Here is a 25,379-nt window from a genome sequence, read left to right as displayed (position 1 = left end):
CTGCATGAAATCCCGTCTGTTCATCATCAGCCAGTACCTGCTGCCGCACCACCTGCTGTCGCGGTTGGCCGGCTGCGTCGCCGAGTGCCGCGTGCGCTGGTTCAAGAACGCCTTCACCGCCTGGTTCGCCAAGCGCTACCAGGTCGACATGAGCCAGGCGCTGGTCGAAGACCTGAGCGCCTACGAGCACTTCAACGCATTCTTCACCCGCGCCCTGAAGCCGGGCGCCCGCCCGCTGGATGAAACCCCGGGCGCCATCCTGTGCCCCGCCGACGGCGCCGTGAGCCAGCTTGGCCCGATCGAGCATGGCCGCATCTTCCAGGCCAAAGGCCACGGTTTCAGCGCGCAGGAGCTGCTGGGCGGTGACCCGGCGCTGGCCGCCCCGTTCATGGGCGGTGAGTTTGCCACCATCTACTTGTCGCCCAAGGACTACCACCGCGTGCACATGCCGCTGGCCGGCACCCTGCGCGAGATGGTCTACGTGCCGGGCCGGCTGTTCTCGGTGAACCAGACCACTGCCGAAAACGTGCCCGAGCTGTTCGCCCGCAACGAGCGGGTGGTCTGCCTGTTCGACACCGAACGCGGGCCGATGGCCGTGGTGCTGGTGGGTGCGATGATCGTTGCTTCGATCGAGACCGTGTGGGCCGGCCTGGTGACGCCGCCCAAGCGCGAGCTGAAGACCTTCCGCTACGACGACGCCAGCCGTGCGCCGATCCACCTGGAGAAAGGTGCCGAGCTGGGGCGCTTCAAGCTGGGTTCAACGGCCATCGTGTTGTTCGGGCCGCAGCAGGTGAAGTGGGCCGAAAGCCTGGGTGCCGGCTCTGCCGTGCGCATGGGGCAGCAGCTGGCGGCGCCTGTGCAGGCTTGATGGCCTGATAAAACCCGGGCCGCTTTGCGGCCCTTCGCGGGCATGCCCGCTCCCTCAGAGTGAGGTCGCGTTCAACCTGTGGGAGCGGGCATGCCCGCGAAGGGCTGCAAAGCAGCCCCAAATTTCCGGATCAGCCGCGCGCGTCGCGGTCGCGCAAGCCCAACAGGTACAACACGCCATCCAGGCCCAAGGTAGAAATCGCCTGCTTGGCCGACTGGCGCACCAGCGGCTTGGCGCGGAATGCCACGCCCAGGCCGGCGAGTGCCAGCATTGGCAGGTCGTTGGCGCCATCGCCCACGGCAATGGTCTGTTCCAGTTGCAAGCCCTCATCGCTGGCCAGTTTCTGCAGCAGTTCGGCCTTGCGCTGGGCATCGACGATCGGCTCGACCGCCACACCAGTCACCTTGCCATCCACCACTTCCAGCTCGTTGGCGAACACATAGTCGATACCCAGGCGCGCCTGCACCTGGCGGGCAAAATAGGTAAACCCACCGGACAGGATGGCCGTCTTGTAACCCAGGCGCTTGAGCTCGGCGAACAGGTTTTCCGCGCCTTCGGTCAGGCGCAGCGAGGCGCCGATTTCGTCCAGCACGCCCACATCCAGGCCCTTGAGCAGCGCCATGCGCTCCTTGAAACTGGCGCGGAAGTCCAGCTCGCCACGCATGGCCCGTTCGGTGATCGCCGCCACCTGCTCACCCACGCCAGCCGCCTTGGCCAGCTCGTCGATGACTTCGGCCTCGATCAGCGTCGAATCCATGTCGAATACCGCCAGGCGGCGGTTGCGGCGGAACAGGTCGTCTTTCTGGAAGGCAATGTCGACGCTCAGCGCCTGCGCCAGGGCGAAGAAATCGGCACGCAGGGCCTGGGCATCGCTCGGCACCCCACGCACGGATATCTCGACCGCCGCCTTGCCCTTGTCGGTGTCGGCGTCCAGCGCCACCCGGGCCGACAGCCGCTCGATGCGTTCGATCGTCAGGCCGTACTGGCTGATCACCGCACTGACCCGCTGCAGTTGCTCGGGGGTGATCTTGCGGCTGAGCAGGGTCACCACATGGCGCGCCTCACCATGGCCGTCGGCCCAGTGCTGGTAGTCCGCCTCGGAAATCGGCGTATAACGGGCCTGCAGGTTCAGCTCGTGGGCCTTGGCTTGCACACCCTGCAGCAAGGCAGTTGCCACTTCGTTGTCAGGGATATCGACCAGGATGCCGAACGACAGGGTGCCGTGCATGACCGCCAGGCCGATGTCGAGGATACTCACACCGCCCTGCAGCAGGACGCCGGTGATTGCCGCAGTGAGACCGGGACGGTCCTCACCGGTGATGTTGATCAGGACGATTTCGCGCACAACCTGGCTCCGACTTCGATGAAAAATGCGCATTCTACCGACTTTCCATGACCATCGGGCGCCAACGATACTTTGCCGACAAAACCCGGCTCGCTATACTCCCCCCACTTTCTTGCCATTAAGAGCCGAGCTCTGTGAACCGGCCCACGCCCGTCAAACCAGACAACTTCTTCCTGATGATCTATCGTGCCCTGAGTCAACGTCGCGTGCCGCTGGCACTGCGCATCGCCTGCACCAACATCTTCCTGGTGGCGCTGGCACTGGTGATCTACGCCTGTGTGATGGGCCTGCAGTTCAAGCAGGCCATGCACGAGCAGGCCGACGCCCTCGGCCAGAGCCTGACCACGCAAACGGCCACTTCGGCGACCGAACTGCTGGTAGCCAACGATATCCTCAGCCTCAACGTGCTGCTGGGCAACCTGGTGAAAAACCCGCTGGTGGCCCACGCGGCCATCTACAGCGTGGACAACCGCATCCTCGCCGAAGCCGGGCAACGCCCGCGCAATAGCCTGCTGGGCGAGGCCGAAGGCGTGTACCAGACCAAGATCAGCTTCCAGGACGTGGCTGCCGGGCAGCTGCGCATCAGCCTGGACATGAGCCAATTCCAGCAACCCATGCTGATCAGCCTGCAAAGCATGGGCATTCTGGCGGCCATCCTGCTGGCGCTGGCCTTGGCCCTCAGCTTGCGCCAGGGCCGCTACATCACCCTGCCATTGCTGCAGTTGCGGGTATGGCTGCGCGACCCGCAGTACTACACGCCGGCCACCGACCGCCAGGATGAAATCGGCGACATCGCCCGCCAGTTGCATGCGCGCCTGGCGCCACCGCCGCCACCAGAGCCCGAGCCAGAGCCTGAGGAAGACGACGATGAACCGTTCGACGAGCCGCAGCACGTCAGCCCGGCACCCAAGGCCGCGCCGCGCGCCAAGGTCGCCGCAGTGCCAGACGAGGAAGATGACGAAGCGTTCGCCGGCCTGCTCGACGACGACACTGCACCAAGAACCGCAGTGGTAGACGAGTCCGACGAACCGCACTTCAGTGCCATCCTCGCGGTGCAGCTGGGCTCCCAGGAGCAACTGCGCCGTCTGCCGCGTACCCGCCTGACCGAACTGACCGAGCGTTACCGTGACTGCCTGGAGCATGCGGCATCGCTGTACGACGGCGAAACGCACACACTCAACGATGGCAGTACCCTGGTGCTGTTCCACAGCCGCGTATGTGGTGAGGACTACCTGACTAACGCAATCTGCTGCGGCGAGCTGTTGCGCGCCCTGGGCCATGCCCTGCAGATCGAAGTGGCCGACAGCGGCATCACCTTGCAATTGCAGCTGGGCCTGGTATTGGGCAACGATCTGCACGGGCTGGAGCTGGTAGACGTGTTGATCGCCGAAAAAGCCCAGGATGCCCTGGCGCTGTCGCAGCACAGCCGCAACCTGTTGCTGGTGGAGCGGCAGATCAGCGATGACGCACTGATTCGCCAGCGCGCACGCATTCGCCCGATTGCCAGCCCTGAGGGCGCCTGCTGCGTGGAGCGCCTGCTGGAACCGTACCCATCGATGCTGGAACGGCAACTGGCGCGCATGCACGAGCGTCGGGCCTGACAGGCTGCTCTGGGCACTGGGGCTGCGGCGCAGCCCCTTCGCAACGCCAGGCCGCGCCTACAGGGCCCGGGCCAGCTTCGCAATGGTTTGACGCAGACATGAAAAAGCCCGCAGCATCGCGGGCTTTTTTGCACCTGGCGGTTAGGTCAGAACCGATAGACTTCCATATCGGTGCGGATCGGCGAGGCCATCGGGATTCTGGACTTTTCCGGCGCCTTCTTCACCTGCACCGGTGCAGCCGGCTTTTTCGGCGTTTCTTCAGCGATTGCCGGCTGGTTGGCCAGCGGCTTCACCGCCGTGCTCAGCTGCTCGGCCAGCTTCTGCAGCAATTGGCCCTGGGCCTGTACCTGCGACGACTCGCTGCCCTCATGTGGCTGTTCGAGGTGCACGATACGGTTGTCACGTACGCGGCCACGGCGGTCCAGCAGGCGCCACTGGGCGTCGAGGATGGCCGGTTGGTCCTTGCCCGAGTCCAGGCGGGTAATCGACAGCAGCACCTGTACATCCGGCGTGAAACCGGCCGTTGCCGGGGCCAGTACCACACGCTGGCTGTCCAGGCGCCAGGCCAGCTGGCGCACCAGCAACTGGTCAATGTCCGACGACAGGCTACCCGCCCAACGACCGTCGGTCGCCGCGCTCAGGCTGCCATCGGCCTGGCGCTGCAGGAACGTCTCGCGCTGCAGGTAATCGGCCACCGATACCGGCCCGAGTACAACGGCCATGCCCGCACTCTGCGACGGCTGGCCAGGATCACCACTGTCGAGCTGGTACAAGGCGACAGGCTGGTGCATGGTGCACCCGCCCAGCCCCAGCAGGCCAGTCATCAACAGCGCAAGTGGAAGGCGCAGAAATTTCATCATCCCATCCAGGCGGCTGCCTACAGGCACACCGCAGTGATACATATAAATTCAAACGGGCACACGACCACGCCGGCGCCGCAAGGGCCATATCATCCGCGAAATAACCGTCCGACTCCAGTGTTTCTGCCCGGAACGGCGCTGTAATTGCCGTTCCAGACATTTCCACCGGTTACGCCGGCACTTCCACCTGCAAGCTATCGACGCGCTGGAACCCACGCGGCAGCTTGCTGCCGCGCCGGCCACGCTCACCCTTGTAGTGTTCCAGGTCGTCAGGCTTCAGAGACAGGGTACGCTTGCCGGCCTGCAATACAAGGGTCGCCCCGTCGGCGATCACGGCCAGGTCGGTGACGAACTCTTCGCGGCTGGCGACCCGGTCGCCGGGTACACCGATGATCTTGTTGCCCTTGCCTTTACCCAGCTGTGGCAAGTCGCTGACCTTGAACACCAGCAGGCGGCCTTCGGTGGTCACCGCCGCCAGCCAGTCCTGCTCACGGTTGGCCACCGGCCGCGGCGTCATGACCTTGGCGCCGTTGGGCAGGCTGAGCAAACCCTTGCCGGCCTTGTTCTTGGCCTGCAGGTCTTCACCCTTGACCACGAAGCCGTAGCCGGCGTCGGACGCGACCACGTACAGCGCATCGTCCTCTGGCAGCAGCACGCAATCGAAGGTGGCCCCAGGCGGAGGCGTCAGGCGCCCCGTCAGCGGCTCACCCTGGCCACGCGCCGAAGGCAGGCTGTGGGCGGCCAGCGAGTAGCTGCGCCCGGTCGAGTCGATCAGCACGGCAAACTGGTTGGAGCGGCCAGCAGCAGCGGCCTTGAAGCCGTCGCCTGCCTTGTACGACAAGCCGGTCGCGTCGATGTCGTGGCCCTTGGCACAGCGTATCCAGCCTTTTTCCGATAGCACCACGGTCACCGGCTCGGTCGGCATCAGCTCGTTTTCCGACAGCGCCTTGGCTTCGGCGCGCTCGACGATAGGCGAGCGGCGGTCGTCGCCATAGGTTTCGGCATCCTTGATCAGCTCGCTGCGCACCAGCTTGCGCAGTTTGGCTTCGCTGCCCAGCAGCGCCTGCAACTTGGCTTGCTCTTTCAGCAGTTCGTCCTGCTCGCCGCGGATTTTCATCTCTTCCAAACGCGCCAACTGCCGCAGGCGGGTCTCGAGGATGTAGTCGGCCTGGATTTCGGTCAGGCCGAAGCGTGCGATCAGCGCCTGTTTGGGGTGGTCCTCGGTGCGGATGATGTGGATCACTTCATCCAGGTTGAGGAACGCCGTGAGCAAACCGTCCAGCAGGTGCAAGCGCTTCTCGACCTTGTCCAGGCGGTGCTGCAGCCGGCGACGAACGGTATGGGTACGAAACTCCAGCCATTCCACCAGGATCGTGCGCAGGTTCTTCAGCTGCGGCCGGCCGTCGAGGCCGATGATGTTGACGTTGACCCGGTAGCTGCTTTCCAGGTCGGTGGTGGCGAACAGGTGCTGCATCAGTTCGTCGGCATCCACACGGTTGGAGCGCGGGATGATGACGATGCGGCAAGGGTTCTCGTGATCAGACTCGTCGCGCAGGTCGGCCACCATCGGCAGCTTCTTGGCCTGCATCTGCGCCGCGATCTGCTCCAGCACCTTGGCCCCCGAGACCTGGTGGGGCAACGCGGTTACAACGATGTCGCCGTCCTCGACGCGGTACACGGCGCGCATGCGGATCGAACCACGGCCACTTTCGTACATCTTGAGGATTTCGGCCCGCGGCGTGACGATTTCGGCCTCGGTCGGGTAGTCCGGCCCTTGAATATGCTCGCACAACTGCTCGATGGTGGCCTTGGGCTCGTCGAGCAGGCGCACGCAGGCGCTGGCCACTTCACGCAGGTTGTGCGGCGGCACATCGGTGGCCATGCCCACGGCGATACCGGTGGTGCCGTTGAGCAGAATGTTGGGCAGGCGTGCCGGCAACACGGCGGGCTCCTGCAAGGTGCCGTCGAAGTTGGGCACCCAGTCGACGGTGCCCTGGCCGACTTCGCTGAGCAGCACTTCGGCATAGCGGGACAACCGCGCTTCGGTGTAGCGCATCGCCGCGAACGACTTCGGATCGTCCGGCGCACCCCAGTTGCCCTGGCCATCGACCAGTGTGTAGCGGTAGCTGAACGGCTGCGCCATCAGCACCATGGCTTCATAGCAGGCCGAGTCGCCATGGGGGTGGAACTTGCCGAGCACGTCACCGACGGTACGCGCCGACTTCTTGTGCTTGGCATCGGCATCGAGCCCCAACTCGCTCATGGCGTAGACAATGCGCCGCTGCACTGGCTTGAGGCCATCGCCGATATGCGGCAGGGCGCGGTCCATGATCACGTACATGGAGTAGTTGAGGTAGGCCTGTTCGGTGAAGTCAGCCAGTGAGCGGCGTTCTACGCCGTCCAGGCTGAGTTCCAGTGAGTCGCTCATGCGGGCCTCGTCATTTCAGGTTCTGGCGCAGCAGCATGGTGCCACCGCGCTGGGTAAATTCAAGTTGTTGCAGGGCACTCATGCCCAGTAGCACGGTGGGGCCATCCAGGCCCGGCACGACAATGGCGCGTACGTTCTGCAGGTGGATGTCGCCCAGTTGCAGGCTGGCCAGCCGCGTGCGGTAGCCCTCGGTGCGGCCATTGGCGGTACTCAGCAGCACCGGGCTGCCACGCGCCAGGTTCAGGTCGCGGGCCAGCCCTTCGGGGATCGCGACGTCGGTGGCCCCGGTGTCCAGCATGAAGTGCACCACTTGGCCATTGATCGCGCCATCCACCACGAAATGCCCCTGGCCATCACTCAGCAGGCGCACCTCGATGAAACCTTGGCCGTGCTCCGACTGCACCTGGCGGTTGGGGTTACGTTGGCTGTCTTCCCACTGGCCGAAAAAGCGCGTGGCCAGAAACAGCGCAGCCGCCCAGGCGAGCACCATCAGCACCCGCCCTGCGCGCTTGCCCGGTGCCTGGCTCACGGTTTGGCGCCCCAGCCGCCCTGAGGCGCCTCGAAGCGCCATACGATCGGGCGCCGCTCGCCGTCGGCACGGTCAGCGTTGTTGTTGTCCAATCCAACCCAGGCGCCTTTGCCGTCGATCACCAGCGCCTCGGCCAAGCCGAACGGCTGATCGTAGCGGCGCATCGGCTCCAGCGCCTCGGCGGCGAACGACCAGCAGCGCTCGACCTCGCCGCTGTCAGCGTCCCGCCGGCATATCCGGTAGGTGTTGCGCTCAAGGGTGAACAGCTTGCCCTCGAACCAGGCGAGGTCGGAAAAGTCGCGCGACAGGGCCCGGGCCTCTGGCATTTGCGGCGGCTGCATCTCGACCCCAGCCTCGCTCAGCAGCACGCAACCGCGCCCGCAGGTCCATACCGACTGCTGCCGTTCGATGGCCACCAGGCCACGCCGCTCGCGCTCGGCCGCCAGCCACAGGCGGTCACCCGCCGGGTTGATTGCCAGCCCTTCGAACAGCGCATTGAAGTTCAGCAGCATGCCACTGGCCCGCGCCTGACGGACCATGGCCGGGTCGATCTTGAGCCAGTCGGGCTCACCTTCGGGCGGCAGTTGCAGCACCGCAGCGTGTGCCTCGCTGATCAGGTACAGGTTGTTAGCCTGGTCGCAGGTGATGCCTTCGAAGTCCAGCGCGCCGCCGCGAATGTACGACGCCGCCCAGTTGCGTGACTTCAGGCCCCACGGCAGGCCGCTTTCCGGCACCGGCGGCGCAGTGAAGGCAAGCGCCTGCGCGCGCCAGGTAGCGCTCTGCTGGTCGAAGCGGTAGATGCGGTCATCGTCGCGGTCGGACACGCCCCACAACGCCCCCCGGCAGAATGCCAGGCCAGACAGGTTGCCACCGCGCATACCGTCTATCGGGTGCTCGGCAGTCATCTTCAGCTCTGGCCAGTCGCCCGCCAGGCCCGGCAGCGCAACCAGCGCCAGCCAGGCCGCCAGCAGCAGACGAATCAAACCATGACCTCGGCGAGGTTACCTTTGGTTTCCAGCCAGTTCTTGCGGTCACCGGCGCGCTTCTTGGCCAGCAGCTTGTCCATCAGCTCGCAAGTCGCCTGCACGTCGTCCAGGGTCAGTTGCACCAGGCGCCGGGTGTTCGGGTCCATGGTGGTTTCACGCAGTTGTGGCGGGTTCATTTCGCCCAAACCCTTGAAGCGGGTGACTTGGGGTTTGCCGCGCTTCTTCTCGGCCACCAGGCGGTCGAGAATGCCATCACGCTCGGCTTCGTCGAGGGCATAGTAGATTTCCTTGCCCAGGTCGATGCGGTACAGCGGCGGCATGGCCACATACACGTGCCCGGCCTCGACCAGTGCACGGAAGTGCTGCACGAACAGCGCGCACAACAGCGTGGCAATGTGCAGGCCGTCGGAGTCGGCGTCGGCGAGGATACAGATTTTGCCATAGCGCAGTTGCGCCAGGTCGGTGGCACCGGGGTCGACCCCGATGGCCACGGCAATGTTGTGCACTTCCTGGCTGGCCAGGACTTCGCCGCCGTCCACTTCCCAGGTGTTGAGTATCTTGCCGCGCAGCGGCAGGATGGCCTGGAATTCCTTGTCCCGGGCCTGCTTGGCCGAGCCACCGGCCGAGTCACCCTCGACCAGGAACAGCTCGGCACGCATCGGGTCCTGGCCGGCGCAGTCGGCCAGCTTGCCGGGCAATGCCGGGCCCTGGGTGATACGCTTGCGCTCGACTTTCTTGCTGGCCTTGAGGCGGCGGCCGGCGTTGCTGATGGCCAGCTCCGCCAGTTGCATGCCCAGTTCAGGGTGGGCGTTGAGCCACAGGCTGAAGGCATCCTTGACCACGCCAGAAACGAATGCCGCCGCCTCGCGTGAAGACAGCCGCTCTTTGGTCTGCCCGGAGAACTGCGGGTCCTGCATCTTCATCGAGAGGACGAAAGTGATGCGCTCCCAAACGTCTTCCGGTGCCAGCTTGACCCCGCGCGGCAGCAGGTTGCGGAATTCGCAGAACTCGCGCATGGCATCCAGCAGGCCCTGGCGCAGGCCATTGACGTGGGTACCACCCTGGGCGGTAGGGATCAGGTTGACGTAGCTTTCCTGGATGCTGTCGCCGCCTTCGGGCAGCCACAGCAAGGCCCAGTCCACCGCTTCCTTGTTACCGGCCAGGCTACCGCAGAACGGCTCATCGGGCAGGCGCTGGAACTCGTTGACCGAATCGACCAGGTAGGAACGCAGGCCATCCTCGTAGTGCCATTCGACCTTTTCGCCGCTGGCCTTGTCCTCGAAGCTGACCAGCAGGCCTGGGCACAGCACGGCCTTGGCCTTGAGCACGTGCTTGAGACGGCTGATGGAGAATTTCGGCGAATCGAAATACTTGGGGTCGGGGCTGAAATACACGCTGGTGCCGGTGTTGCGCTTGCCGACCGAACCCACAACTTCCAGCTCGCTGGCCTTGAAGCCGTCGGCGAAGGTCATCTGGTACTCGTTGCCGTCGCGTTTGACACGCACGCGCACCTGGGTCGACAGGGCGTTGACCACCGAGATGCCAACGCCGTGCAAGCCACCGGAGAACTGGTAGTTCTTGTTGGAGAACTTGCCGCCGGCGTGCAGCTTGGTCAGGATCAGCTCGACCCCGGACACGCCCTCTTCGGGGTGAATGTCCACCGGCATGCCACGACCGTCGTCGCTGACTTCCAGCGAGTGGTCGGCATGCAGAATGACCTGCACGGAGCGGGCATGCCCGGCCAGGGCTTCGTCGACACTGTTGTCGATCACTTCCTGGGCCAGGTGGTTGGGGCGGCTGGTGTCGGTGTACATGCCCGGCCGCTTGCGGACCGGGTCAAGGCCCGAGAGGACTTCGATGGCGTCTGCGTTATAGGCGCTAGCGCTGGGATTGGCCATAGGGTCTCGTCGTCAGTCTGGTGAGTGCAAAAAAGTCAAAATACAGAAAAATCGAGCGCTGCATACTGCCCACGCGCAATACCGGCAAACGCCAGCAGGGCCGGCAGGCGCTCGGCAAAGCCCTGGAAACTGTGGTCACCACCGGCCTGGATGCGCAGGGCACAAGCACGGTAATAACGTTCGGCATGGCGGTAATCCAGGGTTTCGTCGGCGGTTTGCAGCCACACCTGATAGCGGCTGGCATCGACCGGCGCTGGCACTTCCAGCTCGGCCAGGGCCTCCACGTGGTCCAGGGTCAGCTCCCAGGTTTCATCGGTGTAGTGGTTGCGCTGGGTACCCAGGTAGCCGTCAAAGTGCTTGTGCGGGGTAACCGCCGGGTTGACCAGCAAGGCCTTGAGGCCATGGCGCTCCGCCAGACAGGTGGCATAGTAGCCGCCGAGCGAACTGCCCACCAGTAATGGCGCGCCCAGTTCGGCGATGGCCGCCTCAAGCTGGGCGATGGCCTGGCGTGGGTGATGGTGCAAGGCGGGCACCCGCAGTTGATCGGCCAGGCCGAGCCGCTGCATGACCGCTTCGAGCTGGCGCGCCTTGGTGGAAAGCGGCGAGCTGTTGAAGCCATGGATATAGAGGATGGAACCCGACATGCTGCCCCCGGAATCTGTGGCTTCGCGCCTGATGATGCGGGCGCAGGGACGCGCAGTGTAGCGCGTTCGCCGGGTTTTGACGCAGCGTCACGGGTTTCGCAACAATTTCTTCACCATAGCCGGCTGCAACAGGGCACCCTGTAGGAGCGGCCTTGTGTCGCGAAGGGGGTGCGAAGCAACCCCCATAATTTCAGCTTCGCCGCAGATATTGCCGGGGCCGCTTTGCGGCCCTTTCGCGACACAAGGCCGCTCCTACAGTTGACTGCGCAACCCGCTCAATAACCTGGGCTATCGAAGTCGAGCTTCACTTCAAAGTCCCACGCCCGCTCCACCCCGGTCTCCAGCCGACCGTCGGCATGCAGGCGCAGCCAGCGGTACCCAGGCTGCTCTTCGCTCACCTTGAAGTCCTCGCTGCGGGCCGCGAACTGAATGCAGGTCGAAGGCGTAGCCAGCAGGCGCCGACCATCGCGCACTTCATCCCACTCCTGATGAACGTGCCCCCACAGCAATGCCCGCACCTGTGGGTAACCTTCAATGATGTCAAACAGCGCCTGGGCATTGCGCAAGCCGATCGGGGCGATCCAGGCGCAGCCGATGTCTACCGGTTGATGGTGGAAACACACCAGGCAATGGCGCCCGCCCGCCCCTTTCAGCGCGGCCTCCAGCACTACCAGCTGGTCATCCCCTAGCAAGCCATGTGTGGCGCCGTGCACCGCCGTGTTGAGCATCACAATACGCCAGGCGCCGATATCGGTTACTGCCTGTACCAACTCCGGCGCCACTTCGGCCATGATCCGGGCCTCATCATGGTTGCCCGGCAGCCAACGGCTTGGTACGCCAAACGGCGCAGTCAGCTCACGAAAAGCTTCATAAGAAGCAATGCTGGCATCCTGGGACAAATCGCCCGTGCACAACAGCAAGTCGACAAGCGGTTGCTCGCGCCGCACCTGGGCTACTACATGGCCCAAACTTTCACGGGTCTTGAGGCCCAGCATGCTGCCGGCCGGGTCGGCGAAAAGATGGGCGTCGGTCAGTTGCACCACATGTACTGGGCGCGGGTGGTCTGCATGCATGTCAGCGAACGCTTGCCAATTCGTGGCCACAGGCCAGGCAGTGACTCAGCCATTCACCGAGGAACAGGTTGAGCTGGGCCTTTTCGTCTGGCTGGTGCATGGCCTCGTTCGGGTAGGGGTAGATGCTGCGCAGGCGCCGGGTATGTTCGGCGCTGATCACCTCGGCCATGCGCGCGTCGTGATACACCTGCACCTCCAGGTGCGGCACCGGCAGCCACGGCAAGCTGTGCTCCTGACGTATATGCAGGGTGGTGGTGTACGGGCAGGCCAGCACCACGTCGAGCACCAGCACGCCAAGCATCTGGTCGCCCTGGGTCATACCGATGCGGCGCGAGCTCTGGGTAGTACGCATGTCCGGCAGCAAGCGCATCAGCCGGGCATAGTTGGCCTCACAGGCAGCCTGCAGCCCGGCCAGGTCGACTCGATAGCGCTCGCGCAGCAGGTTCACTTCCACATACCTCGTACTTCGTCACGGTTCAGGGCCAGCCATTGCAAGCCGATGATGGTCGCCGCGTTGCAGATGCGCCCATCGCGCACGGCCTGCAAGGCATCTTCGAACGACCAGACCCGCACGCGAATGTCTTCACCCTCGGCCTCCAGGCCATGCAGCCCGCCTGCCCCTTCGCTGCTGCAGTGGCCAAGGAACAAGTGCACGTATTCATCGCTGCCGCCAGGCGACGGGAAGTAGCGGGTCATCGGCCACAGGGCACTGAAAGTCAGGCCCGCTTCTTCTTCGGCTTCGCGGTGGGCGACTTCCTCGGGTTGCTCGTCCTTGTCGATCAGCCCGGCGACCATTTCGATCAGCCAGGGGTTTTCGGCCTTGCCCATTGCACCGACGCGGAACTGTTCGATCAGCACCACTTCATCGCGCAGCGGGTCGTAGGGTAGTACACACACCGCATCGTGACGCACGAACAGTTCACGGCTGATCTCGCGCCCCATGCCGCCCGCGAACAGCTCGTGGCGCAAGTGCACCTTGTCGAGCTTGTAGAAGCCCTGGAAGCAGTTTTCCCGCTTGACGATCTCGACCGCCCTGGGCACTGAGTTCAACGTGTCTGACATGGAAATCCTCGCTACCTCAATCACAGCATCGCGCCATCCTACTCCGCACGCCAGCGCGTTTCACCCCTTTCCAGCAACCATTCGCACAGTCGGGACAGCACGTGCGCACTCTGTTAGCTTAGTGGCGAACCGAAGGCCGCGCAGACGGTCAAAGGCCGACTTTTCCCTGTTTTTGCAAGGATCATCATGACCATTGTCAAACTGACTTCCGTGGCCGTGCTGGCACTCGCTCTGGGCGCCTGCCAGAGCCTGTTCACGCCCAACTACCGGACCCCGCTAGAGGTCAAACGCGACGCCTGGGAGCATGTAAAACCCGGTTGCAGCGAAAGCGATTGCCCGCTGGTGAACATCGACATGGTGCACTTCCCGGCCCTGCCCAAGCTTGACGGCATCGTCGAAAAGCGCTTGCTGCAACTGACCGAAGACAATCAGCATGGCACCGCGCCGGCCACCCTGCAGGCCTATGAACAGCAATACCTGGCCAGTGCCGACAAACGTAACAGCAGCTACCTGCAAGCCAAGGTACGCGAGCAGCATGACGGCCTGGTGATCATCGAACTGTCCAGCTACCTGGACAGCGGTGGCGCACACGGCATGCCTGGGCGTGGTTTCATCAACTACTCCCGCAAGCTGGACAAGGTGCTGACCCTGCAGGACATGCTGCTGCCTGGCCAGGAAGAGACGTTCTGGAAAACCGTCGAAGAGTCGCACCGCGCCTGGCTGATGAGCGTGGGCATGGACAAGGACGCCGAGTTCGTCAAGACCTGGCCGTTCAAGAAGTCGCCGCACATCGCCCTGACGTACGGCGCGCTGGTGGTCAAATACGAGGTCTACGCCATCGCGCCCTATTCCATGGGCCACGTGGAACTGAAAATCCCCTACCCGCGCCTCAACGGCGTGCTCAAGCCGGAACTGTTCCCCGGCCGCGGCTGAAGCTCAACAGCCCGTGCAGCACACCTGCCAGCAGCAATGCTGGCAGGGTGGCGCCCAGCTCGGGGGCATTGGCGGCAATCAGGTGGTAGGCCGCCACCCCCGCGAACCAGGCCAGGAGCGCCTGCCAGTGCAAACCCTTGACCTGTACCGGCAGGCCACGGCGACGCACTACATAGTGGTCCACCAGCACTACGCCGAACAGCGGCGCAAACACCGAACCGATCAGCAACAGGAAGTTCTCGTACTGAGCCAATGGCGCCAGCAAGGCGATCAGGGTGCACAGCACGCCGATGGCCAGCGCCAGGTGTTCCACCTTCAACGGCAGCAGCACCCCGGTGGAGACCGCCGCCGAGTGGATGTCGGCGAATGCCTTTTCCGACTCGTCGAGCAGAATCAGCAGCAACGGAACCCCCATGCCGGCGCCAGCCAAGGCCAGCAACAACGCATTGACTTCGCCACTGGCGGCGAAGGCCAGGGTGTAAGCCACGCCCAGGCTCATCAGCCAGGTATTGCCGATGAAGTAGCCCAGCACGGTACCGCCGAACACGTGCCTGCCATTACGGGCGAAACGTGAATAGTCGGCGATCAGCGGCAGCCACGACAGCGGCATGGCAATGACGATGTCGAAGCCTACTGCCAGCGACATCGAGCCATCCCCGGCGCGCCCCCACAACTCAGCCAGGTCGGCCTTGGCGAACAAGTTCCAGGTCAGCCAGACGCAGGCCCCCAGTAGCAACCAGATACCCCAGGCGCGCAACACCTTGCGCACGAACGCCAGTGGCCCGCTCACCGCCAGCAAGGTCGCCAGGGCACCAAAGCACAGGGTCCACAGCATCGGGCTGTTCCAGGCGCTGTGCTCACCGAACGCACGTGCGCCCAGCAGGCTAGCGGCATCGCGCATGACGATGATCTCGAACGCCCCCCAGCCCACCAGTTGCAGCAAATTGAGCACCGCCGGCAAGCGCGTGCCATGGCTGCCCAGGCTGAGCTTCAGGGTGCCCATGGCCGACAGCCCGGTGTCACTGCCGATGACCCCGGCGGCGCCCAGCAACAGCACGCCCACGCCGGTGCCCAGGGCAATGGCCAGTACGGCGCCAGCAAGGCCCAGGCCCGGCGCGAGCATGGCGCCGACTTGCAGCACCATCAGGCCGATGCCCAGGGAAAACCAGAGGGAGAACAGGTCACGCGCGCCGAAGATGCGCTGGTGGGTGGGGACCGGGTGGTCGGGGGAGAACGGGCTGGGTGATGTCATGGTTGGCGCTCGCCGGCAATGTTGTTGGTGTTCCTGGGGAAGACTTCGTCCTCGTATCGCGACGCAAGGCCGCTCCCACAAAAAACGCCCTGGCCTTGAGCCTGGCGCGGTTCCTGCGGGAGCCGGCCCCAGCGTTCTTAGACTTTGTGGTACAGCTGGCTGCCTTCCTGGCGGAACCGCTCGGCCTGCTCACGCATGCCTTGCTCGACCGTGACGTCCACGGTTTCGATCTTGGCGGCGTACTCCCGCACTTCCTGGGTGATCTTCATCGAGCAGAACTTCGGCCCGCACATCGAGCAGAAGTGCGCGACCTTGGCCGACTCCTTGGGCAGCGTCTCGTCGTGGTAGGCGCGGGCAGTGTCAGGGTCGAGGCCGAGGTTGAACTGGTCTTCCCAGCGAAACTCGAAGCGCGCCTTGGACAGGGCGTTGTCGCGGATTTGTGCGCCGGGGTGGCCTTTGGCAAGGTCGGCAGCATGCGCGGCGATCTTGTAGGTGATGATGCCGGTCTTGACGTCATCCTTGTTCGGCAGGCCCAGGTGCTCCTTGGGCGTCACGTAGCAGAGCATGGCGCAGCCGAACCAGCCGATCATTGCCGCACCAATGCCCGAGGTGATGTGGTCATAACCCGGGGCGATATCGGTGGTCAGTGGGCCGAGGGTGTAGAACGGCGCCTCGTCGCAGCATTCCAGCTGCTTGTCCATGTTCTCCTTGATCAACTGCATCGGCACGTGGCCAGGGCCTTCGATCATGCACTGCACGTCATGCTTCCAGGCAATCTTGGTCAGCTCGCCAAGGGTTTCCAGCTCACCGAACTGCGCAGCGTCGTTGGCGTCGGCGATCGAGCCGGGGCGCAGGCCATCGCCCAGTGAGAAGCTGACGTCGTAGGCCTTCATGATTTCGCAGATTTCGTCGAAGTGGGTGTAGAGGAAGTTTTCCTTGTGATGGGCCAGGCACCATTTGGCCATGATCGAGCCGCCACGGCTGACGATGCCCGTGACCCGCTTGGCGGTCAGCGGCACGTAGCGCAGCAATACCCCGGCATGGATGGTGAAGTAGTCCACACCCTGCTCGGCCTGCTCGATCAGGGTGTCGCGGAACAGCTCCCAGGTCAGGTCTTCGGCCACCCCGTTGACCTTTTCCAGGGCCTGGTAGATCGGCACGGTACCAATCGGCACCGGCGAGTTACGGATGATCCACTCGCGGGTCTCATGGATGTGCTTGCCGGTGGACAGGTCCATGACCGTGTCCGACCCCCAGCGGATGCCCCAGGTCAGCTTGGCCACCTCTTCCTCGATGGACGAGCCCAGGGCGCTGTTACCGATATTGCCGTTGATCTTCACCAGGAAATTACGGCCGATGATCATCGGCTCCAGCTCCGGGTGGTTGATGTTGGCCGGGATGATCGCACGGCCACGGGCAATTTCCTGGCGCACGAATTCTGGGGTGATCTCTTTCGGAATGTTGGCACCGAAGCTATGCCCGGCATGTTGCGCGTCGAGCAGGCCTGCGGCGCGCGCCTCCTGCAGCTTCATGTTCTCGCGGATGGCCACGTATTCCATCTCGGCGGTAACGATGCCCTGGCGGGCATAGTGCATTTGCGAAACATTGGCGCCGGCCTTGGCCCGGCGCGGGTTGCGCACGTGGGCAAAACGCAGCTTGGCCAGCTCGGCGTCGTTCAGGCGCTGCTGGCCGAAGTCGGAGCTCAGCCCGGCCAGGCGCTCGGTGTCGCCACGCGCGTCGATCCAGGCCGACCGCACGTCGGCCAGGCCTTTGCGCACGTCGATGATCACACTGGGATCGGTGTAGGGGCCGGAGGTGTCGTAGACCAGTACCGGGGCATTGGACTCGCCACCGAAATCGGTCGGCGTGTCGGCCAGGCTGATTTCCCGCATGGGTACGCGGATATCCGGGCGCGAGCCCTGCACATAGACCTTGCGCGAACGCGGGAACGGCTGCACGGACTGCTGATCGACTTTTGCCGATTCGCTGAGGTTGAACGTTTTTTCTTGTTGGGTCATCACAGGCTCTCCAGACGGCTTCCTAGCAGTGGAATGTCGGGGTGAACCTGAATGGCGCGGACGCATCCATTAGTGGATGTAGTGCCGGATATGGGGGTGCCTTGAAGCTGCATGCAGCTGTGACAATCCCGGACCTGGCACAAGAGGCTCCCCGGGAAGGCGAGCAATCTTGTTCCCTACGCAGGCGCTAACCTGATCAGGTTCAACGGGATCCGCACCTCTGCGATCTCAGCCTTTGCTTCAAGGCACCCCGACAAGAACCTGCGCAGTCTAGACTGCTGTGGTCGGCAAAGCCAAGCGGGTTTCTACGCAGATGATGAAAGGCGCGCCCGGCGATTGTTGCCGGGGGCACATGGCACTAAACTGGCGCATCGCCAAATACTCAACGGTTCAGTAATTCAATTTCGTACAAGGATTGCCTTTATGCTGCGCAAACTCTCACTGGCAATAGCCGTGTCTTGTGCGTCCAACGGAGTGGCCTGGGCAGCGGACGCGCCCCAGACGGTCAAGACCGACCTGGTCAGCGTGTACCAGGAAGCGGTCGACAACAACGCCGATCTGGCAGCAGCACGCGCCGACTACGGCGCACGCCGTGAGGTGGTACCGCAGGCCCGCGCCGGCTTGCTGCCGAACCTGTCGGCCGGGGCCGAGATGATGAATACCCGCACCAAGCTGGACGAGCCGTCGATTACCTCCAACCGCAGCGGCAACGCCTGGAGTGCAACCCTGGCCCAGCCCATTTTCCGCGCCGACCGCTGGTTCCAGTTGCAGGCCGCCGAGGCGGTCAACGAACAAGCCGCCCTGGAGCTGTCGGCCACTGAGCAGAACCTCATCCTGCAAACGGCGCAAAGCTACTTTGCCGTGCTGCGCGCCCAGGACAACCTGGCCGCGACCAAGGCTGAGGAAGCCGCGTTCAAGCGCCAGCTCGACCAGTCCAACGAACGCTTCGATGTCGGCCTGTCGGACAAGACCGACGTGCTGCAGTCGCAGGCCGGCTACGACACTGCCCGGGCCAACCGGATCATCGCCGAACGCCAGGTACAGGATGCCTTCGAAGCGTTGGTAACGCTGACCAACCGAGAGTACAGCTCGATCCAGGGTGTGGTGCATAGCCTGCCAGTGCAGGTACCTACGCCGAACGATGCCAAGGCCTGGGTGGAAACGGCCGGGCGCCAGAACCTCAACCTGCTGGCGACCAACTATGCGGTGTCTGCCGCCGAAGAAACCCTGCGCCAGCGCAAGGCCGGCCATGCGCCCACCCTGGATGCGGTAGCCAAATACCAAAAGGGTGACAACGACAGCCTCGGCTTTACCAACCCTGCTCCCCAACAGAACGTTCGCTACAGCGGCGACGTCGAGCAGACCAGTATCGGCCTGCAACTGAACATCCCGATCTACAGCGGCGGCCTGACCAGCTCGCAGGTACGCGAGGCTTACCAGCGCCTGAGCCAGAGCGAACAGCAGCGCGAGAGCCTGCGCCGCCAAGTGGTGGAGAACACCCGCAACCTGCACCGCGCGGTGAACACCGACGTGGAACAGGTCCAGGCACGCAAGCAGTCGATCATCTCCAACCAGAGTGCGCTGGAAGCGACTGAAATCGGCTACCAGGTCGGCACCCGCAACATCGTCGACGTGCTCGATGCCCAGCGCCAGCTGTACACCTCGGTGCGCGACTACAACAACAGCCGCTACGACTACATTCTCGACAACCTGAGCCTCAAGCAGGCCGCCGGCACCCTGAGCCCGCAAGACCTGAAGGATCTGGGGCGTTACCTGAAGGCCGACTACAACCCGGACAAGGACTTCTTGCCACCGGATCTGGCGGCTGCTGCAGCCAAGAACTTCGAGCGCCGCCCTTGAAATCAGGGAGCACGCGGACAGTGTAGGAGCGGCCTTGTGTCGCGAAAGGGCCGCACAGCGGCCCCGACAATCTTGCGGTCGTGCGAAAATCCCGGGGGCGCTGCGCCCCCCTTTCGCGACACAAGGCCGCTCCCACAGGGATCGCGCCGCTGCGAATATCAGCGCATTAGCGCAGCCAGCCCATCGAGCAAGCGCTGCAATGCACCTTGGTTGGCCTGCATCACCGCCCTGCCGGCCGCGCCCATGCGCTGGGCATCCTGCGGTAACTCGACCAACCGCCGCACGGCCTCGGCCAGCCCGTCGGCATCGTCCACCTGCTGCAACGCCCCTGCCTCTACCAGCATTGCGCTGATTTCGAGGAAGTTGAACACGTGCGGCCCCATGATCACCGGCAAGGCCAGTGCTGCCGGCTCCAGCGGGTTGTGCCCGCCGGTCGGCACCAGGCTGCCGCCCACGAAGGCGATATCGGCCAGCGCATACAGAAACAGCAATTCGCCCATGGTGTCGCCAAGCAATACCCGGGTTTGTGCGTCGACGGGCGCGCCAGTGGAGCGGCGAATGGTGCTGAACCGTTCGCTGCAAAGCGCATGCACCGCATTGAACCGCTCAGGGTGGCGCGGCACCAGGATCAGCAAGGCATCGCCATGCACCTGCAACAGCTGCTGATGCGCCTGCAGCACCAGCGCATCCTCCCCCTCATGGGTGCTGGCCGCAATCCACACCGGGCGCTGCGTGGCGCCCCATTGCTCGCGCAACCCCCGAGCCCGTGGCAACAGCTGCTCATCGACCTTCAGGTCGAACTTGATCGAGCCGGTCACCTGCACGCAGTGCGGGCGGGCGCCCAGATCACGAAAGCGTTGCGCCTCGGTTTCGGTCTGCACGGCAATCAGGTTCATCTCCGCCAACATCGGCCGCGTCAGCCTGGCAAAGCGCCCATAGCCACGGGCCGAGCGCGCAGAGAGGCGGGCATTGGCCAGTGCCACCGCAATACCGCGCTTGGCGCACTGATGAATATGGTTGGGCCACAGCTCGGTTTCCATGATGATGCCCAGTTTCGGCTGCACATGGTCGATGAAGCGCCCCGCCGCCCACGGCAGGTCGTAGGGCAGATAACAGTGCTGCACACGGGGTTCGTCGGCGAACATGGCGCGAATGCGCTCGGAACCGGTAGGGGTCATGCAGGTGAGCGTGATCGGCAGTTGCGGGTAGGCCTTGAGCAAGGCGCGCACCATCGGCGCCGCGGCAATGCTTTCGCCGACCGACACCGCGTGCACCCAGATACCGCCCTGGCGCATGGCCGGCAGCCTGAAGGCAAACCGCTCGGCGATGCGCTGGCCATAGGCCGGCGCCTTGCGCGCGCGAAGGTACAGGCGCAGCGCGACCAGCGGCAGGCCCAGGTGAAAGAGCAAGGTATAGAGGGTTCTGTTCATGGCAGCGGAGTTTACCCGATCGCGCGCAAGTGCACTGCAAAGCGCTCGGCCAACCATTGCGCAGCAGGGCCCAGGGGTTCATCACGGCGCCAGGCCAGTTCCGCCACCAACGCCGGTGGGCGCCACTCACTGTCCAGCTCCACCATGTGCGTCTGGTATGTGGGGTACTGCACGACATGCCGTGGCAACCAGGCCCAGCCGAGGCCGCGCATCAACAGCTCCGCCAGAACGTAGAAGCTGTCGGCACGCCACACCTGCGGGCTGATGGCCTCGCCGCCGGGGTAACCGCTTTGCTGCGGGGTGATCAGCAATTGACGATGGCGGGCCAGCTGTTGGCGAGTAACCCGGCCACGACCCGCCAGCGGGTGGTCGACCGCACAGACCGTGACCATTTCCACGCTGCCCAGGGCGCGCCGCTCCAGGGTTGCCGGGATGCTCTCGTGGTGAAAGAACAGCCCCAGGTCGGCGCGCCGCTCGACCAGTTTGCGCGCCACATCACCCTGGGCCCCGCTGGCCAGTTGCACCTCCAGCAGCGGAAAGTGGCTGGCCAATTCATCGAGGCTGTCAATCACCGGCTGGTAGGGCATGGCTTCGTCCTGCGCCACGCGCAGCAAGGCCTCCTGCCCGCGCATCAACGCCAGCGCACGGCCATCCAGGCGTTCGCACTGGCGCAGCAGTTCACGGGCATCTTCCAGCAGCGCGCTGCCGTTTTGCGTCAGTTTCGGCTGCCGGCCACTGCTGCGCTCGAACAGGGTGACGCCCAGGTCGGTTTCCAGCAAGGCGACCGCGCTGCTGATCGCCGACTGGGCCTTGCGCTGTTCACGGGCCACGGCAGAGAACGAGCGCAATTCTGCAACGCGCACAAAGGTTCGCAGTTGTTCGAGGTTCCACTGCTCGGCCATTGGCCTATCTCCAAAATTGATAGGTAATGACTTTACCGCATCCTGGTTGAGCCTAGAATGCCCGCCAGAACCGGAGGATCCCACCATGAATGCCTACACCTATCTCGCCATTGCCATCTGCGCCGAAGTCATCGCCACTGCTTCGATGAAAGCGGTAAAAGGCTTGAGCACGCCGTTGCCGCTGCTGCTGATGGTGGTGGGCTACGGCATTGCGTTCTGGATGCTCACCCTGGTGGTGCGCAGCATTCCGGTGGGTATTGCCTATGCCATCTGGTCGGGGCTGGGCATTGTGCTGATCAGTGTGGCGGCGCTGGTGATCTACGGGCAGAAGCTGGATGTGCCGGCGATGCTGGGGATGGCGATGATTGTCGGCGGGGTGGTGGTGATTCAGCTGTTCTCCAAGACCAGCGGGCATTGAGCTGTGCCCCGCGAGGCAAGCCAGCGCCCACGGGGTAGCACTGGCCGGGTTTGCCGGCGGTAGGGCCCGCTGGGGGATACCCTGTATACTTGCCAGCTGTCCCAGTCTTCGAGGTACCGCCATGCCATCTGCCATTTCCACTGACGTGCTGATCGTCGGCGCCGGGGTCGCAGGCCTCTGGCTCAATGCACGCCTGCGCCGCATGGGGTATTCGACAGTGCTGGTGGAGCGCGCCAGCCTTGGCGGTGAGCAGACTATCAAGTCCCAGGGCATTATCCATGGCGGCACCAAGTACGCCCTGCACGGTGCCCTGACCGGCGCGTCGGAAGCCATTGCCGACATGCCGCGCCGCTGGCGCGAAGCCTTGAGCGGCAGCGGCGAGCTGGATCTTGCCGGCACCCGCCTGCTGTCCGATGCCCACTACCTGTGGTCGCCAGGCACCCTGGCCGGCAACCTCACCAGCTTCTTTGCCAGCAAGGCCGTGCGCGGCCGGGTCGATCAGGTAAAGGGCGAGCAACTGCCACCCGCCCTGCAAGACCGCGCGTTCAAAGGCAAGGTCTACCGCCTGGCTGAACTGGTCATCGACGTGCCCAGCCTGCTGGCCAACCTGGCCGAACTGGCAGGTGACAGCCTGCTGGCTGGCGAGCACATCGAACCGCTGCGCGAAGGTGAAGAACTGGTCGGCCTGCGCGTGGACGGCCGTGACATCCGTGCGCAACGCATCGTACTCAGCGCCGGCGCCGGCACCGCCGACCTGCTGCATGCCGTGGGGCTGCAGCAGCCGGCCATGCAAACCCGCCCGTTGCACATGGTGCTGGCCAAAGGCGCCAACCTCAAACCGCTGTACGCACACTGCCTGGGCAGTGGGCCAAAGCCCAGGGTCACCATCACCACCCACCCCGCGGCCGATGGCCAGTGGGTCTGGTACCTGGGTGGCGACCTGGCCGAAGCCGATGGCGTCGCCCGCGAGCCTGCGGCACAAATAGCCGCCGCCCAGAAGGAAATCGCCAGCCTGCTGCCTTGGGTCGACCAAAGCCAACTGCACTGGGCCACGCTGCGGGTCGACCGCGCAGAACCGGCACAGTCCGGCCTTGTACGCCCGGACAACGCCTTCCTCGCCGAGCAACACCGCCTGCTGGTGGGCTGGCCAACCAAACTGGCGCTGGCACCGGACTTCAGCGACCGCGTCATCAGCCATCTGCAACGTGACGGGATCCGCCCACAGGCGCATGCCGAGCTAGGCGACCTGCCTCGGCCGGTGCTGGGTGTGCCGGCCTGGGAGCGCCTGCTGCCATGAGCCTGCCCACCCTGCACGGTTTGCACCGCCCGCTGGGCAGCACCGGCTTTCAGGTTTCGCCACTCGGCCTGGGTACGGTCAAGCTGGGCCGCGATCAGGGCGTGAAATACCCCAATGGGTTCACCATCCCCAGCGACGACGAAGCCCGCATGCTGCTGGCCCAGGCCCGTGAACTGGGCATCAACCTGATCGATACCGCCCCCGCCTATGGCCGCAGCGAGGAACGCCTGGGCCCGCTGCTGCGCGGCCAGCGCGACGAGTGGGTGATCGTGAGCAAGGTCGGGGAAGAATTCGACGGTGGCCAGTCACATTTCGACTTCACCGCCGCCCACACCCGCCGCTCGGTGGAGCGCAGCCTGCGCCGCCTGGAAACCGACCGCATCGACCTGGTGCTGGTGCATTCCGACGGCAACGACCTGGCCATTCTTGAGCAGCAAGAGGTGTACCAGACGCTGGCCGCGCTCAAACAAGAGGGCAAGATCCTTGGCTACGGCCTGTCCGGCAAAACCGTCGCTGGCGGCCTGAAAGCCCTGGAGCATGGCGATTGCGCCATGGTCACCTACAACCTCAGCGAGCAGGCAGAACGGCCGGTGCTGGACTACGCTGCCGAGCACGGTAAGGCCATCCTGGTGAAAAAGGCGCTGGCCAGCGGGCACCTTTGCCTGGCGCCGGGTGTCGACCCTGTGAAGGCCAGTTTCGAACTGCTGTTCGCCCACCCGGGCGTCAGCAGTGCTATCGTCGGCACCATCAACCCGTTGCACCTGGCCCATAACGTGGCCACCGTTGCCCGTATCCTGGGCCAGCACTGAGTTACCCACGGCCCCTGGGCCTGGAAACTGACCCGACGCAAGGAGGAGCCTCGTGGCGCGAACGCTGATCCGCAAGAACCCGAGCAACTTCAAGACACTGCCATTGCACGTCGAGGCGAGCGCCGAAGGGCTGATTTACCAGAGCATCGGCATGCCGCTGAATTTCGCCCAGACCCAACAGCGGCGCAAAGCCATCGAACTGCCCGACCCGCAGCGCTTCGTGGCCGAACTGGCAAACCTGGGCGTATCGGTGCGCCTGACGCTGCATTGGCAAAACCGCGATTACTGGGTGCTGGTGCGCCAGCGCCGGCAAGACCGGGGCGATGTGGTGCTGAAACTGATTTCCGGTTACGTGCCGGCGCAGGAGTTGAACCTGCCCCTGCATACTGCCGTGCAGGAGGTGGCCGAAGAATGCCTGCTGGAAACCCCGGAAGGCTGGCTGGGCGGGCGCTTCAACGACACCTGGCTACCCGTCCCCTACGCTGCCGCCCTGCACTACCGCGAAACCCCGCACTTCGTGCTGGCCCCGCAATCCGGTGCCGCCCGGCCCGTACACTGTGGCCAGCTGCCCCTGCTGGAGCGGCCGCGGGCCTATGTGCACTTGCCCACCGCGTCGTTGCAACTGATCTATGACATGCGTTTGCAGGTGCCGCGGGACGCCAAGAAGCTCAGCTTGTTCCACGTTGACGAGCGTTTGGAAGGCGACCAACTGGTGGCGAGGCTCAACCGCAAGCGCCCTGACCTGTACCTGATGCCGTTGCAGGACGGCCAACCGCTGGCAGAGCTGTACACGTTGAAGAAGGACGAATTGGTGCCTGCAAGCACGCGCGGGCTGTACCTGGCCGAAAGCTTTGCCAGGCAGGAAGGTTGGGTAGTGGCGGACGAGCGGGTGCGCTGGAGGGATTGGGTCAAGCAGCAAGGCCTGGTGGAAAGCAAGCCGGCGCGGGCCTCACGCCTGCAACGTTTTGGCGACAAGGCGCGGGCGTTGCTGCAGCGGGCGCGCACCTCACTTCACAAATAAGATTCTGAAGCCTGCGTGGCTCCTGCACAGACCAGTGAAAGAGTGGCGCTCGATCAGTGCTTGCGGATCTTCTCGACAATAGCCGTGGTCGAGCTGTTCTCGACCAGCCCCAGCACCTTCACGGTGCCGCCGTAGGCCTTGACGA

Annotated in this window: 23 protein-coding genes and 1 riboswitch; of the genes, 8 read left to right on the top strand and 15 right to left on the bottom strand. The window is 64.4% G+C overall.

The window, feature by feature from the left end:
- Positions 1–4: 4 nt before the first annotated feature.
- Entirely contained in the window at positions 5–868 is an 864-nt protein-coding gene (gene asd, locus DMX12_RS29795; RefSeq protein WP_029887865.1) for an archaetidylserine decarboxylase, read from the top strand.
- 130 nt (positions 869–998) lie between these two features.
- Here asd and serB read toward each other — a convergent pair whose 3' ends face one another.
- The gene (gene serB / locus DMX12_RS05305; RefSeq protein WP_009681320.1) at positions 999–2,213 is read right to left on the bottom strand and encodes a phosphoserine phosphatase SerB; all 1,215 of its coding nucleotides are present in this window, start codon (positions 2,211–2,213) and stop codon (positions 999–1,001) included.
- Positions 2,214–2,347: 134 nt separating this feature from the next.
- On the opposite strand from serB, the gene DMX12_RS05300 reads away from it, so the two are divergent.
- Positions 2,348–3,814, top strand: a complete 1,467-nt coding sequence (locus tag DMX12_RS05300; RefSeq protein WP_110676622.1) for an AhpA/YtjB family protein — start codon at positions 2,348–2,350, stop codon at positions 3,812–3,814.
- Between the two features lie 146 nt (positions 3,815–3,960).
- Here DMX12_RS05300 and DMX12_RS05295 read toward each other — a convergent pair whose 3' ends face one another.
- The 9 genes from DMX12_RS05295 to DMX12_RS05255 all read right to left on the bottom strand — a co-directional run bounded on the left by DMX12_RS05295 (position 3,961) and on the right by DMX12_RS05255 (position 13,294).
- A complete protein-coding gene (locus DMX12_RS05295) occupies positions 3,961–4,671 on the bottom strand; it encodes a membrane integrity-associated transporter subunit PqiC (RefSeq protein ID WP_009681322.1) in 711 nt (236 codons plus the stop codon).
- Positions 4,672–4,843: 172 nt separating this feature from the next.
- The gene (gene parC / locus DMX12_RS05290; protein WP_110676621.1) at positions 4,844–7,102 is read right to left on the bottom strand and encodes a DNA topoisomerase IV subunit A; all 2,259 of its coding nucleotides are present in this window, start codon (positions 7,100–7,102) and stop codon (positions 4,844–4,846) included.
- A gap of 10 nt (positions 7,103–7,112) precedes the next feature.
- On the bottom strand, positions 7,113–7,631 hold the full coding sequence (locus DMX12_RS05285) for a TIGR02281 family clan AA aspartic protease (protein WP_110676620.1): 519 nt from the start codon (positions 7,629–7,631) through the stop codon (positions 7,113–7,115).
- A complete protein-coding gene (locus tag DMX12_RS05280) occupies positions 7,628–8,614 on the bottom strand; it encodes an esterase-like activity of phytase family protein (RefSeq protein ID WP_110676619.1) in 987 nt (328 codons plus the stop codon). The genes DMX12_RS05285 and DMX12_RS05280 overlap by 4 nt, the downstream gene beginning before the upstream one ends.
- Entirely contained in the window at positions 8,611–10,515 is a 1,905-nt protein-coding gene (gene parE, locus DMX12_RS05275; protein WP_009681328.1) for a DNA topoisomerase IV subunit B, read from the bottom strand. The genes DMX12_RS05280 and parE overlap by 4 nt, the downstream gene beginning before the upstream one ends.
- Positions 10,516–10,550: 35 nt before the next feature.
- On the bottom strand, positions 10,551–11,159 hold the full coding sequence (locus DMX12_RS05270) for a YqiA/YcfP family alpha/beta fold hydrolase (RefSeq protein ID WP_110676618.1): 609 nt from the start codon (positions 11,157–11,159) through the stop codon (positions 10,551–10,553).
- Positions 11,160–11,434: 275 nt separating this feature from the next.
- Positions 11,435–12,232 carry a 3',5'-cyclic-AMP phosphodiesterase gene (cpdA, locus tag DMX12_RS05265; protein WP_110676617.1) on the bottom strand — a complete coding sequence of 266 codons (798 nt, stop codon included), beginning with the start codon at positions 12,230–12,232 and terminating at the stop codon, positions 11,435–11,437.
- A gap of 1 nt (position 12,233) precedes the next feature.
- Positions 12,234–12,686: a DUF1249 domain-containing protein gene (locus tag DMX12_RS05260; protein WP_110676616.1), complete on the bottom strand. Its 453-nt coding sequence runs from the start codon at positions 12,684–12,686 to the stop codon at positions 12,234–12,236.
- Entirely contained in the window at positions 12,677–13,294 is a 618-nt protein-coding gene (locus DMX12_RS05255; RefSeq protein ID WP_009681332.1) for an NUDIX domain-containing protein, read from the bottom strand. Before DMX12_RS05255 ends, DMX12_RS05260 begins: the two co-directional genes overlap by 10 nt.
- A 186-nt stretch (positions 13,295–13,480) precedes the next feature.
- Between DMX12_RS05255 and DMX12_RS05250 the strand changes: the two genes are divergently transcribed.
- Positions 13,481–14,227, top strand: coding sequence for an RsiV family protein (locus DMX12_RS05250; RefSeq protein WP_009681333.1), 747 nt, complete (start codon positions 13,481–13,483; stop codon positions 14,225–14,227).
- Here DMX12_RS05250 and cytX read toward each other — a convergent pair.
- Positions 14,196–15,479: a putative hydroxymethylpyrimidine transporter CytX gene (cytX, locus tag DMX12_RS05245; RefSeq protein ID WP_110676615.1), complete on the bottom strand. Its 1,284-nt coding sequence runs from the start codon at positions 15,477–15,479 to the stop codon at positions 14,196–14,198. The genes DMX12_RS05250 and cytX overlap by 32 nt on opposite strands.
- A gap of 137 nt (positions 15,480–15,616) precedes the next feature.
- Entirely contained in the window at positions 15,617–17,497 is a 1,881-nt protein-coding gene (gene thiC / locus DMX12_RS05240) for a phosphomethylpyrimidine synthase ThiC (protein WP_029887207.1), read from the bottom strand.
- 156 nt (positions 17,498–17,653) lie between these two features.
- Positions 17,654–17,760, bottom strand: a riboswitch (TPP riboswitch).
- Between the two features lie 160 nt (positions 17,761–17,920).
- Between thiC and DMX12_RS05235 the strand changes: the two genes are divergently transcribed.
- Positions 17,921–19,357: a TolC family outer membrane protein gene (locus tag DMX12_RS05235; RefSeq protein WP_054913589.1), complete on the top strand. Its 1,437-nt coding sequence runs from the start codon at positions 17,921–17,923 to the stop codon at positions 19,355–19,357.
- 158 nt (positions 19,358–19,515) lie between these two features.
- Here the strand turns inward: DMX12_RS05235 and waaA are convergent, their stop codons facing one another.
- On the bottom strand, positions 19,516–20,787 hold the full coding sequence (waaA, locus tag DMX12_RS05230) for a lipid IV(A) 3-deoxy-D-manno-octulosonic acid transferase (protein WP_110676614.1): 1,272 nt from the start codon (positions 20,785–20,787) through the stop codon (positions 19,516–19,518).
- Between the two features lie 11 nt (positions 20,788–20,798).
- Positions 20,799–21,689: a LysR family transcriptional regulator gene (locus DMX12_RS05225; protein ID WP_054904853.1), complete on the bottom strand. Its 891-nt coding sequence runs from the start codon at positions 21,687–21,689 to the stop codon at positions 20,799–20,801.
- Between the two features lie 85 nt (positions 21,690–21,774).
- Here DMX12_RS05225 and DMX12_RS05220 point away from each other — a divergent pair, with 85 nt between their 5' ends.
- The 4 genes from DMX12_RS05220 (at position 21,775) to DMX12_RS05205 (ending at position 25,234) form a co-directional block, all read left to right on the top strand.
- Positions 21,775–22,107 (top strand): multidrug efflux SMR transporter, encoded by a 333-nt coding sequence (locus DMX12_RS05220; protein ID WP_110676613.1) that lies wholly within the window; start codon positions 21,775–21,777, stop codon positions 22,105–22,107.
- Positions 22,108–22,228: 121 nt separating this feature from the next.
- On the top strand, positions 22,229–23,404 hold the full coding sequence (locus DMX12_RS05215) for an FAD-binding oxidoreductase (protein ID WP_009681341.1): 1,176 nt from the start codon (positions 22,229–22,231) through the stop codon (positions 23,402–23,404).
- Positions 23,401–24,213 carry an aldo/keto reductase gene (locus tag DMX12_RS05210; RefSeq protein ID WP_110676612.1) on the top strand — a complete coding sequence of 271 codons (813 nt, stop codon included), beginning with the start codon at positions 23,401–23,403 and terminating at the stop codon, positions 24,211–24,213. The genes DMX12_RS05215 and DMX12_RS05210 overlap by 4 nt, the downstream gene beginning before the upstream one ends.
- 52 nt (positions 24,214–24,265) lie before the next feature.
- On the top strand, positions 24,266–25,234 hold the full coding sequence (locus tag DMX12_RS05205) for a hypothetical protein (protein ID WP_054904857.1): 969 nt from the start codon (positions 24,266–24,268) through the stop codon (positions 25,232–25,234).
- Between the two features lie 53 nt (positions 25,235–25,287).
- Here DMX12_RS05205 and DMX12_RS29790 read toward each other — a convergent pair.
- On the bottom strand, positions 25,288–25,379 hold a 92-nt coding region (locus DMX12_RS29790), incomplete at its 5' end, for a hypothetical protein (protein WP_256598401.1).

The sequence above is a fragment of the Pseudomonas sp. MB-090624 genome, assembly GCF_003205245.1.
In the GTDB taxonomy this organism is placed as follows: Bacteria; Pseudomonadota; Gammaproteobacteria; order Pseudomonadales; family Pseudomonadaceae; genus Aquipseudomonas; species Aquipseudomonas juntendi.
Note: the sequence above shows the minus strand (reverse complement) of the source record. Positions and strands in the feature narration are given on the sequence as shown.

Excerpts from the sequence above, each read along its gene's own strand:
- cytX (WP_110676615.1), bottom strand. The coding sequence starts at position 15,479 with ATGACATCACCCAGCCCGTTCTCCCCCGACCACCCGGTCCCCACCCAC.
- parC (WP_110676621.1), bottom strand. The coding sequence starts at position 7,102 with ATGAGCGACTCACTGGAACTCAGCCTGGACGGCGTAGAACGCCGCTCA.
- DMX12_RS05210 (WP_110676612.1), top strand. The coding sequence starts at position 23,401 with ATGAGCCTGCCCACCCTGCACGGTTTGCACCGCCCGCTGGGCAGCACC.
- DMX12_RS05270 (WP_110676618.1), bottom strand. The coding sequence starts at position 11,159 with ATGTCGGGTTCCATCCTCTATATCCATGGCTTCAACAGCTCGCCGCTT.
- DMX12_RS05235 (WP_054913589.1), top strand. The coding sequence starts at position 17,921 with ATGCTGCGCAAACTCTCACTGGCAATAGCCGTGTCTTGTGCGTCCAAC.
- parE (WP_009681328.1), bottom strand. The coding sequence starts at position 10,515 with ATGGCCAATCCCAGCGCTAGCGCCTATAACGCAGACGCCATCGAAGTC.
- DMX12_RS05215 (WP_009681341.1), top strand. The coding sequence starts at position 22,229 with ATGCCATCTGCCATTTCCACTGACGTGCTGATCGTCGGCGCCGGGGTC.
- DMX12_RS05295 (WP_009681322.1), bottom strand. The coding sequence starts at position 4,671 with ATGAAATTTCTGCGCCTTCCACTTGCGCTGTTGATGACTGGCCTGCTG.
- asd (WP_029887865.1), top strand. The coding sequence starts at position 5 with ATGAAATCCCGTCTGTTCATCATCAGCCAGTACCTGCTGCCGCACCAC.
- thiC (WP_029887207.1), bottom strand. The coding sequence starts at position 17,497 with ATGACCCAACAAGAAAAAACGTTCAACCTCAGCGAATCGGCAAAAGTC.
- DMX12_RS05220 (WP_110676613.1), top strand. The coding sequence starts at position 21,775 with ATGAATGCCTACACCTATCTCGCCATTGCCATCTGCGCCGAAGTCATC.
- cpdA (WP_110676617.1), bottom strand. The coding sequence starts at position 12,232 with ATGCATGCAGACCACCCGCGCCCAGTACATGTGGTGCAACTGACCGAC.
- waaA (WP_110676614.1), bottom strand. The coding sequence starts at position 20,787 with ATGAACAGAACCCTCTATACCTTGCTCTTTCACCTGGGCCTGCCGCTG.
- DMX12_RS05255 (WP_009681332.1), bottom strand. The coding sequence starts at position 13,294 with ATGTCAGACACGTTGAACTCAGTGCCCAGGGCGGTCGAGATCGTCAAG.
- DMX12_RS05225 (WP_054904853.1), bottom strand. The coding sequence starts at position 21,689 with ATGGCCGAGCAGTGGAACCTCGAACAACTGCGAACCTTTGTGCGCGTT.
- DMX12_RS05250 (WP_009681333.1), top strand. The coding sequence starts at position 13,481 with ATGACCATTGTCAAACTGACTTCCGTGGCCGTGCTGGCACTCGCTCTG.